The following is a 15,813-nucleotide window of genomic DNA, read 5'->3' as shown; positions in this document are numbered from 1 at the left end:
CTGTTGTGCGGGTCCGGGGGGGGGGGGGCCGCGGGGGGGGGGCCCCCGGGCGGGCCCCCCCCGACGGAGGCGACCGGGGTCAGCCGGCGGTGCGGCCGACCAGGGAGATCAGCTCGTCTGCGGCCGGCCCGGAGGAGGCCGGGTTCTGACCGGTGACGAGCAGCCCGTCGGTCACCACGTGCGGCTCGAAGTTGCCCGCCTTGGAGAACTGCGCCCCCTTGGCGATCAGCTCGTCCTCGACGAGGAAGGGCACGACCTTGGTCAGGCCCATGTACTCCTCCTCGCTGTCGGTGAACCCGGTGACCCGCTTCCCGGCGACCAGCGGCTGACCGTCGGGGGTCACGCAGTGCCGCAGCGCGCCCGGCGCGTGGCACACCAGCGCGGTCGGCTTGCCCGCCGCGACGAACTGCTCGATCAGTTTGATCGAATTCTCGTCCTCGGCGAGGTCCCACAGGGGGCCGTGGCCGCCCGGGTAGAAGACGGTGTCGAAGTCGCCGACCGACACCGAGTCCAGCCGTAGCGTGTTGTCGAGCTGCCGTTCCGCCTCGGCGTCCGCACCGAAGCGGCGGGTCTGATCCGTCTGGAAGTCCGGTTCGTTGCTCTTCGGGTCCAGGGGTGGCCGCCCACCCTCGGGCGACGCGAGCGTCACGTCCCATCCGGCGTCCCGGAACCGGTAATAGGGCGCGGCCAGCTCCTCGAGCCAGAAACCGGTCTTCCGGCCGGTGTCACCCAGCTGGTCGTGCGAGGTCAACACCATCAGAACCTTGGTCATGTCCACTCCTCAGATCAGCAGTCCCAGTCGTACGTGCCCTGGTTCACGACGAACATTCCATGTCGCCGCTCGTCGGTCGGCCGGGTCAGACGCCGAACGCGACGACCTCCAGCTGAATGTTGTCGATGTCCCGGAAGATGACCGTCGAGTAGGGGAACGGATCCTTCACGGTCTGGATACCGGAGTGCGCGACGCCCAGGCTGTCCAGCCAGGCCGCCCAGGCCTCGAGCCCCTCACGCGTCTCGACATTGAGGGAGAAATGGTCGAGGCCGGTGCGGGCCTCGTTGAACTCCTCGCCCTGATTGCCCTCGTTGTGGTGCAGACCGATGGCGAACCCACTACGCGGTTCGATGACCAACTCGGCGTACCCGGTCCACTCGCGACCGTAGTGCGGAAGCTTTCCGTCCGCGAGCGTCGCGTTGAAGACCTCCTGGTACCAGGCGATGCTCGCCTCAAGGTTGCGAACGGTGAAAGCGACGTGGTGCACGCCGCTGAACGAGGGCGGGCCGGTGTCGGTCATGAGAGCTCCCTGCGCCTACGTCATGAACGCTTGCACTGAGGATTTATATGCAGTTTTGGTTTACGGATAGTGGATGCCGACTGGATCAGCCACAAGAAGCACCCGCCAAATCGGACCAATGACGATTTGACGGGTAGGCAGGTCCGTGTTTCGGTTTTCGGCCACGCTAGCGTCGAGCCGACGACAATCGAGGACGGGAACCAGAATTCGCATGGGAACAATGGGCAACGGGCGGGCCGTGGTAATCGGCGCCTCGCTGGCAGGCTTGCTGGCCGCACGGGCGCTGCACGAGTCCTTCGAAGAGGTGGTCGTGCTCGATCGCGACACGTTGCCGCAGCAGCCCGAGCCACGACGCGGCGTGCCGCAGAGCAGCCACGTGCACGGGCTGCTCACGCGTGGCAGCCAGGAGATGGAGCGGCTGTTCGACGGGTTCGGCGCGGAACTGGCCGGGCTCGGAGCCCCCACCTTCGACGTGCAGGACGACATGCGGTGGTGGTTGGGCGGCCGGCCGCTGGCCAAGGGCGTGTCCGGCATGACCGCGCTGGCCGCGAGCCGTCCGCTACTCGAGTTCGTGATCCGGCGCCGGGTGCAGGGGCTGGCCAATGTGGTGGTCCGGCCCGAGCACACGGTCGACGACCTGCTCTGCACGGCGCAGGGTGATCGCGTCGTCGGCGTGACAGCGACCGCCGCCGGTCAGCGGGTCTCCGTCGACGACGCCGATCTGGTGGTGGACGCCAGCGGGCGTGGCTCACGCAGCCGCCACATGCTGACGGCACTCGGCTTTCCGCAGGTCGAGGAGGAGCGCATCGAGGTGCCGACGGTGTACGTGACGCGCCGCTATCGCCGCGAGCCGCACCATCTCGACGGCCGGGCCGGCGCCTCGGTCAACGCCTACCCGGGCAACGTGCACGGCGGATTCGTCCTCGCCCAGGAGAACGACACCTGGATCGTCAGCATCAGCGACCGATTCGGCGGTGTGCCGCCGACCGACGACGACGGCATGCTGGCGTTCGCCGAGACGCTCGACAGCCCGGACGTCGCCACCATCATGCGCACCGCCGAGCCGATCGGCGATCCGGTGAAGATGCGATACCCGGCCAGCACCCGGCTGCGCTACGACCGGATCGACCAATTCCCGGCCGGGTACCTCGTCACCGGCGACGCGATGTGCTCATTCAACCCGATCTACGGCCAGGGGATGACCGTGGCCGCCCTGGAGGCGGGCATCCTCCGACGGCTGCTCAAGGATGGGACCACCGATCTGGCCAGCCGGTTCTTCGCTGCGGCGGCCGCGGTCATCGACGTGCCGTGGGCGGCGGTCGCCGCCAACGACCTGCGCCTCCCGAAGGCGGTGGGAGACCGGTCCATGCTCGACCAGCGGCGCGGCGCCTACCTGGAACGCCTCCGCCGGGCTGCGACCGAGGACCCGGTGCTGGCCACCGCGTTCCTCCGTGTCACCCATCTCATGGACCCTCCGTCGGCACTCTTCGCACCGGAGATCGCCGATCGCGTCCCGGCCTGAGAGCCGCCCGGGGTCGTCGCCACGGCGGTCACCCCGGGCACGCCCCTCAACGCGTGCCGTCTGAAGCCGAGGCTGCCTCTCTCGCTCGGCCGACGCCTCCCGAGCGCTTGAGCAGGATGGCTCCACCGGCGATGAAGACGATGCCAAGGACCACACCGACGAGGTTGCCCTGCGGCAGACTGGCGAGAATCCCAGAATGCCCACGACGATCGCTACCACGCCGAGGATTCGCATCACGTAGCCACCGACGGATCTCGCTCGTTCATTCGTCATGGTGATTCCTGTTGCCCGACGAGCAGGTCGGACAAACGGCGGATCGTCGGCGGGCATCGCACGTGTTCGGTCGGCAGACCTTCTGCCCCGGCCGTCTGGGGTCCGGCCCGCCAGGCCACCGGCTCGCTGATGTAGGGCCCATTGCCAGACGATCGACAGGCTCTCGGTGCCTGGCTCAGAACGGCACGCAGGCTCGCCGGGTCACCTCACTGTTCGGTTGCGGTCGCCGCGATGACGGCGTGCGGCCGATGGGTGCCATCGAAGGGTCGTTGCATCCGGTCCACCTCCGCGAAGCCGGCGCGCACCAGTCGCGCCGAGAACTCGTCGACGGGCCAGCGGTAGGCGGTCGTGACCTTGTGGTCGAACGCGGCGAACTCGTCACCGTCGAAGAAGCCGATCACCAGAGTCCCGCCTGGGGCCATCGCCCGGCGGAACTCGGTGAGTACGTCGTCGAGATGCCGCGGCGGAAGATGGATCAACGAGTACCAGGCCAGGATGCCGGCGATGGAGTGATCGGCAACGTCGAGCCGCTCGATCGACCCGAGGTGGTACCTGCCGCCCGGATGGGTCGCCCGCGCGTGGGCGATGAACTCGGGGACCATGTCGATTCCCGATGCGTCCACGCCCAGGGAACGAAGGTGCTCGGTGATGTGACCAGGCCCGCAACCCAGGTCGAGCACCGCTCCAGGGCCACCCGCCAGGTGCCGCTCGATGAAGGCGAGGTCGTCGACGTGTACCTGCTGACTGGTGCCGAACAGCTCGATGTAGAGCTGCGCGACGGAGGAGTACGCCTGTCGGACCCGTTCCATCGCACGACTATATGAGAGGTTGGCGGAGGCCTCGGTGCGGCGCGGAGTGCCGCGCACGGCGCCGACGGTGGCGCGGACGACCCCGTCCGCGCCACCGCGGTGCTGGGCAGCTACCCGATGCGGATCAGCTGCCACTGCTGGTTGTTGCCACCCCAGTCGGTGTACTGGACGATGTTTCCCCCGTCGGCGGTGGACGCGCCCTGCACCTCGACGGCCTTGCCGCTGTTGCGGTTGATCACCCGCAGGTAGCCACCGGCGGATTCGGCGAGCCGGAACTGCTGGTTCGTGCCGTTGCCGTCGCTCCACTGCACGATCGCGGCGGCGTCAGAGGTGGAGAAGTTGTAGACGTCGAGCACCTTGCCGGAGTTCCGCGACTTCGGGCGGTGGTCCACCGTTCGCCGACAGTCGCCTCAAGGAAGGCGGGCTCGCCGGCGCGGTAGGCGTTCGGATACTCCTTGAGGGCGGGGTCGAACGCCGCCCGTTGGCGGACGGTCGGGCTGCCGGGCAGCGGCTGGTACGTCGGCGGGTAGTCCGGGGCGCCGGCCGGTGCGGACCTCATCTTGTTCTCGCGCTCCCGGGCCCAACTGCTCGCACCCGACGTGCGAGAGTCCAGCCAGCCCTCATCGTGGTGCAGGTGGCTGTCGAAGACGACGTACTCCTGCTCGACCGCGATGGGCTCGTAGCCTGCCGCCCGAAGGGTGTCGACGAGCTCGTTCAGCCGCTTGGTCGCCGTGGCGCGACCGACACCGCGGCAGCGCTGGTTGACGAATCGCTCCTGCGCGCCGTCCGCGAACTCCCGGCGGGCGTTGCGGGACAGCCGCGCGCCGTGCGGTGCGACCAGATCGGTGAGAGCCACCAGATCCGCCACCGGTGCGTTCGACACCAGGAGCTTGACGTGATGCTCGAAGTACCGGCCACCAGGCTCGGCCGCCGCCTGCTCATCCGACTGCGGTACGCCGACGCACCACGGCGCCGCCTCGATCTTCGAACGGCACGGGTGTACGCCTGCCTCGCGCAGGTCGCGTTGCCACCGTCGCACCGCCGTGTGCTGATCGGCCAGGGTGCCGCGCCCGGTCAGGGTGAGCATCGGTTGCGAGACGTTCGCGCCTCGATCGAGCAGGATGTGGACGAACTTCACGCCATGCTCGGTGGCGAACGCCGACAGCTTCTCGGCCTGGGAAGCGTAGGCCGTGATGTGGATCTCGAAGTCCCCCGATACCTCAGACACCGGCGGAGTGTATGGCACCACCATCAGGCCGGGAAGCGCGATTCCGTCCACCTCCGGTCGCGCTGGCCTGGTCAGGCCCGGTCGGTGAGGTCGAGACCGGTCAGGTCGGCCGAGAGCGCCCAGAGCCGGGCTGCGGAAACGCTGTCGGTGGGGCTGCCGTCGGCGACGCGGCAGTCCACGCAGTAGCCGCCGCCGTCCGCCTCGACGTCGGGTGAGGTGGCGGCCCAGACCTGGGTAGCGGCGCCCTGCTCGACGGTCTTGAACAGGCCCGGCCTGGCTCAGCAACGGCGCCGGCGGTGACGCGTACAACACGCCGGCGTTGTGGGCCGCCGACAGCACCTGGGCCATCGCCTCCCCGTGGGCACCCTGACCGGTCCGGGCGCACGGGCGCCGCAATAGGACGACGTGGGGGTTCCGGCCGGCGCGCGGAGCCCCCACGACACCTGTCTGCCGCCGTTTCGCGAGGCGATCCTGCGGCCAGGTGGCGAACCGGCACGGCGTCACCCACTGACCGAGGGGTCGTTTTCCCGGTCGTGAGGAAATCTGGGTCTCCGCCGGCCGTCGTGATCGATCGCCCGCCCCGGCCACCCCGGCACGTCTCGTTATCGCGGTGCCCGACGCAGGCGCGACGCCGGGATCCACGATGTCGCTGATACCGACCTGATCAGGCGCCGCAGGCCCGGAGTACCGCGCGGACGGCCTGTTCAGCGTGGCTGACTGACCGGCAATACCCGGCCCGCAACTTGCAGTTGGCCGAAGTCACCCGTCCGTTGCAACACGCAATGAACCCGTCTTTAAATAGACGACAACCTATCTTGACTTGGGCGGCTGGCCAGCGCACCGTAAAGGCATCAGAGGCAGATGCGCGCCATTATCGGCCCGGCTGACGCGGTTCGCCAAACGGGGGCGCTGCCGGTTTCGCGCCGGATGCATCAGGAGGCGTTCCATGCGATTGAATCCGTTCACTGGGGTCTATCTCACCGATCCAGCAGATATGTGGCGACGCATTCTCGACGATCCCGACAGGGCGCACTACGCCGACGATCTGGGACTGTGGTTGATCAGCAGGCACGCGGACGTCCGACGCGCCCTGGCCGACACCGCGACGTTCGCCAACGCCCTCACCCTCGCCCCGGTCTACGAGGTCTGCCCGGAGGCGATGAACGTCGTCATGCAGATCGACGCGCCACCCACGACGGCCGCCGCGGACCCGCCGGCGCACCCTCGCACCCGGCGGGCGCTACGGGCCACCTTCGCCAACACCGCCGACCGGGTCGAGGCCGAGTACGGCGCGATCGTCCGCCGCCGGGTCGACCAGCTGGTGTCCCGGCTGGTCGCCCGCCAGGGCGATCAGGTCGACCTCGTCGCGGCCTTCGCCACCGAACTTCCCCTGCTGGTGGTCCTGGACATCCTCGGGGTGCCCGACGCCGACATCGCGCGGATCAGACGATGGGCGGACGGTCAGATCGCTCTCATCTGGGGGCAACCGGACCCGGCCGAGCAGGTACGCCTGGCGCAGGGCCTGCTGGAGTTCTGGCAGTACTGCCAGGAACTCGTGCGCCAGCGGGTGGACAGCGGCGACCGGCGCGCCGACTTCATCAGCCGGGCCCTGGCCTACCGCGACGACGACGACGCGGTGCTGACGGTGCCCGAGGTGGCCAGCCTGGCCTTCAATCTCCTGGTCGCCGGCCACGAAACGACCGCCGGCCTGCTCGCCCACGCTCTCGACCAGGCGCTGTCCACTCCACAGCGGTGGGCGGCGCTGACCGAGGATCCGAGGACCGTCCCCGCGTTCGTGGCCGAGACGCTGCGGTTCGCGCCCGCCATCGACGGCTGGCTCCGGGTGACCCGCCGCGACGTCACGCTGGGAGAGGTCACCATCCCGGCGGGGGCGCGTTGCCTGTTGTTGATCGGAGCGGCCAACCGGGACCCCTCGGTCTTCGCCCATCCGGACCGGTTCGACCCACACCGGCCGGACGTCGGGGATCACCTGTCGTTCGGTCACGGTCCACATTTCTGCATCGGCGCGGGATTGGCCCGACTGGAGGCCGGCATCGCCCTCACCCGACTCGCCGCGGCAATTCCCGGCCTACGGCTCGCACCCGAACAACATCGTTCATACAAACCCAATGTCGCGTTTCGCGCGCACCACACACTGAACGCGATAATCGATATCACGGCACCCGTCGCCGTCCCGGCGGCACGAGAGGCCGCGACCGTCGAGTCGTCCACCGCCGGAGGGTGAGCGCGCGCCGAGCGGGGCCACCTGCGTACGGACCCGGTGTGGCGGCGGGCGGCACGGCCCACCCTCCACCGGTCACATCGGCGATCCATGTAGGTCAACGTCTTCACACCCATCACGTCCTGGGTTAAGAATTGCCCTCTACGAATGCCGCGCGCATCGGACAATCTCGATCTGCGTCCGCTGCCGATTCCCCGTTGCACGAAGGTGAGCGCATGGAGCACACATCCCCGTCGAGCTCCACTCACTACGCTGCCAGTCAGCGGTTCCGGCGGGAACTGCGCAACTGTCGCGTCCGGCGGGGCCTGACCCAGCGAGCGCTGGCGGATCTGGTGCGGTTCAGTCGGGAGACGGTCGCGGCGGTGGAGTCGGGTCGTCGGTTCGGCAGCCACGAGTTCGCGGTGCGCTGTGACGATGTGCTCGGCACCAACGGCCTGCTGGCCACACTGTGGCCGCAGGTAGCCGCCGAGCAACTGGCGGCCGACGGTCGCCGCGGCCCCCGATCCTCGGACCCGGTGCCGATGGAGCGGGCGGCGCCGCGCCAGCACGCTCGGCGTGACGCGCGCGATCCGGGTGCGGTGGTGGACGCCATCGACGAGCTCCGCGAGCTGATCGGCCAGGTCCTCAGCGGCCAACCCGAGCCGCACGACCGATTACGGGACCCGGCGAGCGGCCCCCACGACGACCAGCGCTAACCTCACGGACCCGCTGACCCTGCGCGGCGTCACCGGCCGCTGACGTTGGGTACAGATGCTGGTACGGGCAGTTTGTACCACGGTCAGGTCTGGCCTACGAGCGCGGCTTCCGGCCGAATGGGACTTGCATTTCGCAACGTGCGGATAGACCGTCGTCGACGAGTCGTGGGAGTCCATCTTGGCGTCGAGCACGAGGTCTCACACGGCCCGACCCTACCCGACCCGCCGGCGCGGCTGGAAGATCGCCGGCCGGATGCGCCTCATCGTGGCGGCACCGCTCGTCGCCGTGATCGGCTTCGCCGGTCTCGCGCTGACCGAGAGCGCACGCCAGACAGACCGAGCCAGCGACCTGCGGATCCTGGCCCAGGTCGGCGCCGAGGCCGGGCACCTGGCCTACCGCCTGCAACGCGAGCGCATCGCCGCCGCCGACCTGCTCACCTACGCCGCACCGGAGCAGCAGGACGCCTTCGGCGCGGAGATCGCCGCCACCGACGACGCCGCCGAGCGCTACCGCCGGCAACGAGGCCTGCTGCCCGCCGACGCCACCGCCAACCAGCCCCTCCTGGGGCGCATCGACGCCGCCCTCAACGGCCTCGCCCCGCTGCGCACCCAGGTCCGCACCGCGGCGCACGCCTCGGTGTCGGCGATGACCTTCAGCTACCGCATCGCGATCGCCGACCTGATCAACCTGCGGGAGAACGTCTCGCACGGCGTGGTCAACGCCCAGCTCGCCGATGGGATCCGGGCCTCGGCGGCGCTGTCGAAGACGGCCGAGGCGATCGGGCAGCAGCAGGTGGCCGTGCTCCGCGCGGTCGCGGCCGGCGAACTCACCCCCGCCATGCAGCAGGACATCACCGCGGCCCGGACGAGCTACACCGAATCGAGCCTGGCCTTCCTGGCCCTGGCCCCGCCCGACTGGAGCGTCTGGTGGGAGCAGGCCGGCACCGGCAAGGAGGCACTCGCCCTGCAACGGATGCAGGACGACGTGTCGCGGGCACAGCCCGGGACGCCCCTGCAACTGGAGACCGCCGCCTGGGTGTCCACCACGCAGGCGCGTGCCGCCCGCCTGTCCGACCTACGGGCGCGCGTCGACGCCGCGGTGCTCGACGACGTCCGGGCCGCGCACGCCGACCAGCGCCGTCGGGCCGTGGCCGAGGCGGCCGGCGTCCTCCTGGCGCTGGTGCTGACCGCACTGGTCACCTGGGCCGTCGCCCGCCAGATCACCCGGCGACTACGCCGCCTGCGAGACGCGGCCAACGCCGTCGCGTTCGAACAACTGCCCGCCGTGGTGGCCCAACTCCAACAGCCGGGCAGCGCCGCCGTCGATCCGCACAAGCTCGCCCGCCAGCAGTCCGTCGCCGCCCTCGAATCGTCCAGCGACGACGAGATCGGCGAGCTGGGCCAGGCGTTCAGCGCCGTGCACCAGGCCGCCGTCCGGACCGCCGCCGGGCAGGCCGTCATGCGCGCGAACACCGCCGACATCTTCATCCACCTGAGCCGCCGCGAACAGCGGCTCGTCGACGCCGTCCTGGCCCAGGTCGACCTGGTCGAACGGGACGAGACCGACCCCGACCGCCTCCACCAGCTGTACACCCTGGACAACCTGGCGACCCGGATGGGACGGATCAACGCCAGCCTGCTGGTGCTCGGCGGCGTCGGTGTTGGCCGGGTACGCCAGCACGACGTCCCCCTGCAACAGGTGCTCCAGGCGGCGCTGTCCCAGATCGAGCACTACGCCCGGATCCGGCTCGGCATGATCGACGGGGACGTCGCCGTCGCGGCCAAGACCGTCGACGAGGTCGTGCACCTGCTCGCCGAACTCATGGACAACGCGACGACGTACTCGCCGCCGGGCAGCGAGACCTGGGTGAGCGGCCGAAGTCTGGGCGACCGTGTCATCGTCCAGATCAGCGACGAGGGCGTGGGGCTGTCCCCGCAGCGGATGGAACAACTCAACGAGCTGCTGGCCCATCCGCCAGCCATCGACGTCGCCGCCGTACGGGCCATGGGCCTCGTCGTCGTGGGTCAGCTCGCCGCCCGGCTGGGCGCCACCGTGCAACTGCGACGCGGCCCCCGCCGGGGCACCCTCGCCGAGGCGACGCTGCCCGCCTCGATGATCCGGTCCCTGCCTCCGGAGGAGTACCTGCTGGCCCCCGGTCGCCTGTCGCGGCGCGCGGCCCGGACGGCCAGCCCTCCGCCGCCGTACCAGCCGCGCCCCGAACCCACCGCCGGACGCCCGCCGGTCGCCCGGACCCTGCCCGCGGCGCCGGTGTTCCGACCGACTCCCCCACCCCCGGACCGGGGGGACGCGCCCACCGAGGAGCTGCTCATCTTCGAACAGGTCAACCACTGGTTCCACACCGACGTCGTCGACGGACAGGACGGCCGGGAGTGGTCCAGCCCGGCCGATGACGCCTGGCGCACCGCCGCGCAGGCGCATGCTCCCGAGGTCGCCACGACCACCACGTCCGGCCTGCCCAAACGCCAGCCGCAACGGCATCTCGTGCCCGGCGGAGTCACCGTGCCCCAACAGCAGCAACGGTCCGAGTACCGCGACCCGGCCCAGGTGGCGACGGCGATGGCCGCCTACGCCCGCGGCGTGGCGACCCGCCGGCGCACCCCGATCAACCTCGGTAACTGATGAGGCGACAGGAGAGCACATGAGCGACCAACAGGATCTCGGCTGGCTGCTGGACAACTTCGCGGCCCGCGCGACCGAGGTGAGCCATGCGATTGCGATCTCCAGCGACGGCCTGATGGTGGCCGCCACCCGCGACCTGCCCCCGGACCGGGCCGACCAGCTCGCGGCGACGGGCAGCGGACTGGTCAGCCTGCTGCGGGGCGCGGCCGCCTTCTTCGACGCTGGCGCGGTGATCTCGAACGTCACGCAGCTGGAGGGCGGGTTCATGTTCTCGATGGCCTTCAACGACGGGGCCTCGTTGCTGGTGCTCGCCGCGCCGGAGTGCGACGTGGGCAAGGTCTCGTACGAGATGACCGAACTGGCCAATCGCATCGGGGACACGCTGACCCCCGCAGCCCGCGCGGCCCTCGCCCGCAGCCGCTGACGACCCCCGGCGCCCCCACGCCGGTGACACCTCACTTCCCCTGGAGAAACGCATGTCTCTCACCACCCCTGGGCGCAGCCGTGCCCTCACCGCGACAGTGCTCGCGCTCGTGCTGGGCGTCAGCACGGCCTGCGGCGACGACGGGCCCGGCACGAGCGCCGGCGGATCGATAAAGATCGGCCTGCTCGCATCGCTGTCCGGGACGTACCAGGCCGTCGGCACGGAGATCCGCGACGGCTTCCAGCTCTACCTGGACACCCACGACGGCAAGCTCGGCGGTCGGCAGGTCGACCTCGTCGTCGCGGACGAGGGCAACGGCGCCCAGACCGCCGTGCCGGCGGCGACCAAGCTGCTCAAGCAGGACCGGGTGTCCGCGCTCACCGGCATCGTCGGTGGCGGCTCGGTCGCCGGGGTCACCCCTCTGCTCAACGAGACCAAGGTGCCACTCGTCGGCTCCAACGGCCGACCGGAACTCAAGGACGTCTCCCGGGTCTGGCACACCTCGTACCTGTCCGACGAGCCCGGGGCGGCGATCGCCCAGCACGTCCGGGACAACGTCAAGGGCTCGGTGTACGCGATCGGCCCGGACTACCAGGGCGGCTGGGACGAGTTGCGCGGCTTCACCGACGCGTTCGGGAAGATCGGCGGGAAGCTCGCCAACGCCGACGGGAAGACCACCTTCACCCCGTTCCCGGCCACCACCAACTTCACGCCGTACTTCGCCCGGATCAAGGCCTCGGGCGCGGCCGCCGTCTACACCTTCTACGCCGGCAGCGCCGCCGTCGACTTCGTGAAGCAGTACGCGCAGTCCGAGATCAAGGACATCCCGCTGTACGCGGCCGGTTTCCTCACCGAGGGCGGTGTGCTCAACGCCCAGGGCGAGGCCGCCCGGGACATCTACTCGGTGCTCAACTACTCGCCCGACCTCGACAACGCGGAGAACCGCGCCTTCGTGGCGGCGTGGAAGGCCAAGCACGACGGGTCGCCGACCACGTACGCGCTCGCCTCGTACGACGCGGCGGCGGTGCTGGACCGGGCGATCGGCGCCGCCGGAAGCGACCCGACTCCGGAGGCCATCAACGCGGCCATCGGTCAGCTCGGTCAGATCGCCAGCCCGCGCGGCACCTGGCAGTTCTCCACCGCCACGCACTCCCCCGTGCAGAAGTGGTACCTGCGGCAGGTCCGCCAGGACGGCCGGGCGCTGTCCAACACCGTCGTGGGTGACCTCGCGACCGTCGGCCGGTGATCGCGGTGGCGGCCGGCACGAACCGGATCGACCCGTACCTGATCCCGGCGCTGGACGGAGTCGCCTACGGGCTGCTCGTCTTCGTCGCCGCCTCGGGCCTGGTCTTCTGTTTCGGCGTCGCCAACATCCTCAACCTGGCGCACGGCACCCTTTACGCGATCGGCGGGTACACCGCGGCGGCGCTGCTCGACGGCGGCTGGGCGAGCCTGGCGTTGGCGCTGACCGTCGGTGTGCTGGCCGCCGCCGCGGCGGGGGTGCTGCTGGCCGGCCTGCTCACACCGATCGCCACCGGCAACCACCTGACCCAGGCTCTGCTGACCTTCGGGGTGGCGCTGGCCGGCGGCAGCCTGCTCGTCGCCGGCTTCGGGCCCGACGATCCGCAGGTCCGGGTGCCGGCCGCCCTGGACGGATCGGTGGCGGTCGCCGGTCACCGGTACGCCGCGTACCGGCTCGTCTTCATCGTCGTCGCCGCGCTGATCGCCGCCGCGCTCTACCTCGTGGTGCGGCGCACCAGGGCCGGGATGCTCGTCCGGGCGGCGGTCGACGATCCGGAGATGGTCGCCTGCCTGGGGGTGAGCCCCGCCCGGATCCGCGCCGGTGTGCTCGCCGCCGCCGGTGCGCTGGCCGGCGCGGCGGGGGTCCTGGGGGCGCCGATCATCGGCCCCGGCACGGACACGGCCGACACGGTGCTGTTGCTGTCCCTGGTGGTGGTGGTCCTCGGTGGTCTCGGGTCGATGGCGGGCACGTTGCTGGCCGCGCTCGCGATCGGTGAGATCCAGACGCTGGGCGTGGCGTTGCTGCCGTCCGCCGCGCCGTTCCTGCTGTTCGCCGCCATGGCGGCCGTGCTGGCCGTGCGGGCTCGTGGCCTGGCCGCCAGGTGGAGGACGACGTGAGGGACGAGGTGATCCGGTGGGCCCGCGCCGCCGTCGCGGTGCTCGTCCTGGCGGGCCTGGTCGTGGCGCCCTGGGTGGTCGACGACTACACCACGGCCATCCTCGCCCGGACGCTGGCGCTGGCCCTGGTCGGCGTGAGCGTGGCACTGCTCACCGGCGTCGCGGGCATGCCCACCCTCGGCCAGACCGCACCGTACGCGGCGGGCGCCTACGCCAGCGCGGTGCTCGGCAGCCGGATCTCAGACGTCGGCGTCGTGCAGGTCGCCGTCGCGGCGGGCGCCGGGGCGGTGCTGGCAGCGCTGACCGTGCCGCTCGTCGTCCACGCCCGGGGGGTGATCATCCTGATGATCACTCTGGCGATCGGTGAACTCGTCGTGACCGTCCTCGGTCGCTGGCGGTCGGTGACCGGTGGCACCGACGGGTTGGCCGGCATACCCGCGGTCCGCCCGTTCTGGGGGCTGCCGGCGCTGGCCACCGATCAGGCGCGTTACCTGTACACGCTGGTCGTCGTGGCGACGCTGGTCGGCGCCGTGCTGTTGCTGCTGCGTACCCGGGCCGGGCTGCTGCTGCGCGCCGGCCGCGACGACGAGACACGGCTGCGGGCCAGCGGGCACCGGGTGCCCCTGCAGGTGTCCGGTGCACACGTCGCCGCCGGGGCGATAGCCGGTGCGGCCGGCTCGCTGCTGGTCGTCGCTCAGCAGTACATCTCCCCGGCCGACTTCGGCTTCGACACGTCCGCGCTGCTGCTGCTCGGTGTCGTCATCGGCGGTACCGCCTCGGTCGGCGGCGCCCTGGTGGGCGCGGCGCTCGTCATCGCCGCCCGGGACTGGCTGTTCGGGGTGCTGCCCGGCCAGGCGCCGCTGGTGCTGGGCGCGCTGTTCGTGGCGACGGTCTACCTGCTGCCCTCCGGCGTCACCCGGGCACGGGGCCGGCTGCGCCCGGTGACCGTCCCGCCGACCCACCAGGACGCGCCGGCGGCCCGCGAACACGCCACGGTGCCGGAGCTACGCCCATGACCCCGCTGCTCAGCGCCCAGGATGTCCGCGTGCGCTACGGCGCGCTGACCGCGCTCGACGGCGTCGACCTCGCCATCCACGACGGCCAGCGGCACGCGCTCATCGGTCCCAACGGAGCTGGTAAGACGACCCTGCTCAACGTGATCGCCGGCGCCACGACGCCGCAGCGCGGCGCGGTGCGGCTCGACGGGCGGGACATCGGCCGGCTCGGCCCGGCGGCACGGGCCCGGCGAGGCATCAACCGGATACACCAACGACCAGCGGTCTTCTCGACGCTCACCGCGACGGAGAACATCGTGGTGGCCGCGCTCCCGCGGGTCATCGCGCGCCGCAGGTGGTGGCCCGGCGAACGCCGGCGCGCCGCACAACACCGGGCAGGCCCACTGCTGGACCAGATGGGCCTCGCCGACGTCGCGGCGGTGCCCGCCGGGCACCTCGCACACGGGCAACGACGCCAGTTGGAGATCGCGATGGCCCTTGCCGGTCGCCCCCGCCTGCTGCTGCTCGACGAACCGGCAGCCGGATTGTCCGCCACCGAGGTCGGCCGCCTGGCCGACCTGCTCCGGGCGCTGCCCAGGGCGGTCGCCGTACTGCTCGTCGAACACCGACTGGACCTGGTGTACGCCCTCTCCGACACGGTCACCGTGCTCCGTGACGGCCAGACGTTGGCAGCCGGGACGCCGGACGAGATCCGTACCTCGCCGCTGGTCCGGCAGGCGTACGCCGACGGGGTGGCCTGATGCTGTGCGTCGAGCGCCTCTGCGCCGGCTACGCCGGCGGGATCGTGCTGCACGAGGTCAGCCTGCGGGTGCACCCCGGCAGCATCCAGGCCGTGGTGGGTCGCAACGGGGCGGGCAAGACCACGCTCGTGCACACGATCGCCGGGCTGGTGCGCGCGTCCAGTGGCCGCATCGAGATCGGCGGCGTGCACGTGGCAGGCCGGCAACCGCACCGCGTCGCCCAGTCCGGGGTCGGTCTCGTGCCACAGGGCCGGCGGGTCTTCTCCCGGTTGACCGTGGCCGAGCATCTGGTCCTGGCGGCCGCGCCGTGGCGGGCCGCCACCCCCGGCGGTGAGGGCTGGACGGTGGCCCGGATCCTCGAACTGCTGCCCCGGCTGGCGGCACGACTGCGACACCGTGGCTGCGAGCTGTCCGGCGGCGAACAGCAGATGCTGGCGATAGCGCGCGCACTCCTCGGCCAACCGCAGGTGCTGCTGCTCGACGAGCCGTGTGAGGGTCTCTCCCCCGACCTGGCGGCGCGCGTACGCGAACTCATCAGTGGCCTCGCCGCCGACGGCCTCACCGTGCTGCTCGTGGAGCAGCAGCTCCAGCACGCGATCGAGATCGCGGACCGGGTGGCGGTCCTCGAGTACGGCCAGGTGATCTACGACCGGCCGACGGCCGAGGCCCGCGTCGACCCGGCGCCACTGGCGGCGATGTTGAGCGTCGCCGCCGCCAACCCGCCCCCGGCCAACCGTCCCGCCCCTCGGCTCTGGGCGGACACCCCGTAGTCACCCGACCCTTCCCCGGAAA

The 15,813-nt window shown here is 71.1% G+C and carries 14 protein-coding genes; 10 read left to right on the top strand and 4 right to left on the bottom strand.

From position 1 onward, the window contains the following. Positions 1 to 79: 79 nt before the first annotated feature. Both AB0H52_RS19540 and AB0H52_RS19535 read right to left on the bottom strand, forming a co-directional pair. On the bottom strand, positions 80 to 772 hold the full coding sequence (locus AB0H52_RS19540) for a type 1 glutamine amidotransferase domain-containing protein (protein ID WP_151492335.1): 693 nt from the start codon (positions 770 to 772) through the stop codon (positions 80 to 82). A gap of 85 nt (positions 773 to 857) precedes the next feature. Beyond that, a complete protein-coding gene (locus AB0H52_RS19535) occupies positions 858 to 1,292 on the bottom strand; it encodes a VOC family protein (protein ID WP_357949055.1) in 435 nt (144 codons plus the stop codon). A 220-nt stretch (positions 1,293 to 1,512) separates the two neighbouring features. Here AB0H52_RS19535 and AB0H52_RS19530 point away from each other — a divergent pair, with 220 nt between their 5' ends. After that, on the top strand, positions 1,513 to 2,814 hold the full coding sequence (locus AB0H52_RS19530; RefSeq protein WP_151492337.1) for a squalene monooxygenase: 1,302 nt from the start codon (positions 1,513 to 1,515) through the stop codon (positions 2,812 to 2,814). Positions 2,815 to 3,293: 479 nt separating this feature from the next. Here the strand turns inward: AB0H52_RS19530 and AB0H52_RS19525 are convergent, their stop codons facing one another. Beyond that, a complete protein-coding gene (locus AB0H52_RS19525; protein ID WP_151492338.1) occupies positions 3,294 to 3,896 on the bottom strand; it encodes a class I SAM-dependent methyltransferase in 603 nt (200 codons plus the stop codon). A gap of 110 nt (positions 3,897 to 4,006) precedes the next feature. Further along, positions 4,007 to 4,252, bottom strand: coding sequence for an RICIN domain-containing protein (locus AB0H52_RS19520; RefSeq protein WP_357949051.1), 246 nt, complete (start codon positions 4,250 to 4,252; stop codon positions 4,007 to 4,009). A gap of 1,818 nt (positions 4,253 to 6,070) precedes the next feature. Between AB0H52_RS19520 and AB0H52_RS19515 the strand changes: the two genes are divergently transcribed. From AB0H52_RS19515 to AB0H52_RS19475, 9 genes are all read left to right on the top strand, one after another. Next, positions 6,071 to 7,369 (top strand): cytochrome P450, encoded by a 1,299-nt coding sequence (locus AB0H52_RS19515; RefSeq protein ID WP_151492389.1) that lies wholly within the window; start codon positions 6,071 to 6,073, stop codon positions 7,367 to 7,369. Positions 7,370 to 7,581: 212 nt separating this feature from the next. Further along, positions 7,582 to 8,061 carry a helix-turn-helix transcriptional regulator gene (locus tag AB0H52_RS19510; RefSeq protein WP_151492390.1) on the top strand — a complete coding sequence of 160 codons (480 nt, stop codon included), beginning with the start codon at positions 7,582 to 7,584 and terminating at the stop codon, positions 8,059 to 8,061. 253 nt (positions 8,062 to 8,314) lie between these two features. Then, on the top strand, positions 8,315 to 10,702 hold the full coding sequence (locus AB0H52_RS19505) for a nitrate- and nitrite sensing domain-containing protein (RefSeq protein ID WP_357949048.1): 2,388 nt from the start codon (positions 8,315 to 8,317) through the stop codon (positions 10,700 to 10,702). Between the two features lie 19 nt (positions 10,703 to 10,721). After that, on the top strand, positions 10,722 to 11,126 hold the full coding sequence (locus tag AB0H52_RS19500; RefSeq protein WP_151492392.1) for a roadblock/LC7 domain-containing protein: 405 nt from the start codon (positions 10,722 to 10,724) through the stop codon (positions 11,124 to 11,126). A 52-nt stretch (positions 11,127 to 11,178) separates the two neighbouring features. Beyond that, positions 11,179 to 12,372 (top strand): ABC transporter substrate-binding protein, encoded by a 1,194-nt coding sequence (locus AB0H52_RS19495; RefSeq protein ID WP_192580451.1) that lies wholly within the window; start codon positions 11,179 to 11,181, stop codon positions 12,370 to 12,372. Further along, complete coding sequence (locus AB0H52_RS19490; protein ID WP_357949044.1) at positions 12,369 to 13,265, top strand: branched-chain amino acid ABC transporter permease; 897 nt, start codon at positions 12,369 to 12,371, stop codon at positions 13,263 to 13,265. Before AB0H52_RS19495 ends, AB0H52_RS19490 begins: the two co-directional genes overlap by 4 nt. Beyond that, positions 13,262 to 14,281, top strand: coding sequence for a branched-chain amino acid ABC transporter permease (locus tag AB0H52_RS19485; protein ID WP_192580452.1), 1,020 nt, complete (start codon positions 13,262 to 13,264; stop codon positions 14,279 to 14,281). Before AB0H52_RS19490 ends, AB0H52_RS19485 begins: the two co-directional genes overlap by 4 nt. Next, complete coding sequence (locus AB0H52_RS19480) at positions 14,278 to 15,021, top strand: ABC transporter ATP-binding protein (RefSeq protein WP_357949041.1); 744 nt, start codon at positions 14,278 to 14,280, stop codon at positions 15,019 to 15,021. Before AB0H52_RS19485 ends, AB0H52_RS19480 begins: the two co-directional genes overlap by 4 nt. After that, positions 15,021 to 15,791: an ABC transporter ATP-binding protein gene (locus AB0H52_RS19475; protein WP_357949039.1), complete on the top strand. Its 771-nt coding sequence runs from the start codon at positions 15,021 to 15,023 to the stop codon at positions 15,789 to 15,791. The genes AB0H52_RS19480 and AB0H52_RS19475 overlap by 1 nt, the downstream gene beginning before the upstream one ends. Positions 15,792 to 15,813 lie beyond the last annotated feature (22 nt).

It is taken from the genome of Micromonospora sp. NPDC050695 (assembly GCF_040654415.1).
Lineage (GTDB): Bacteria > Actinomycetota > Actinomycetes > Mycobacteriales > Micromonosporaceae > Micromonospora.
The sequence above is the reverse complement of the archived record's forward strand: the minus strand, read 5'-3'. Positions and strand labels throughout refer to the sequence as shown.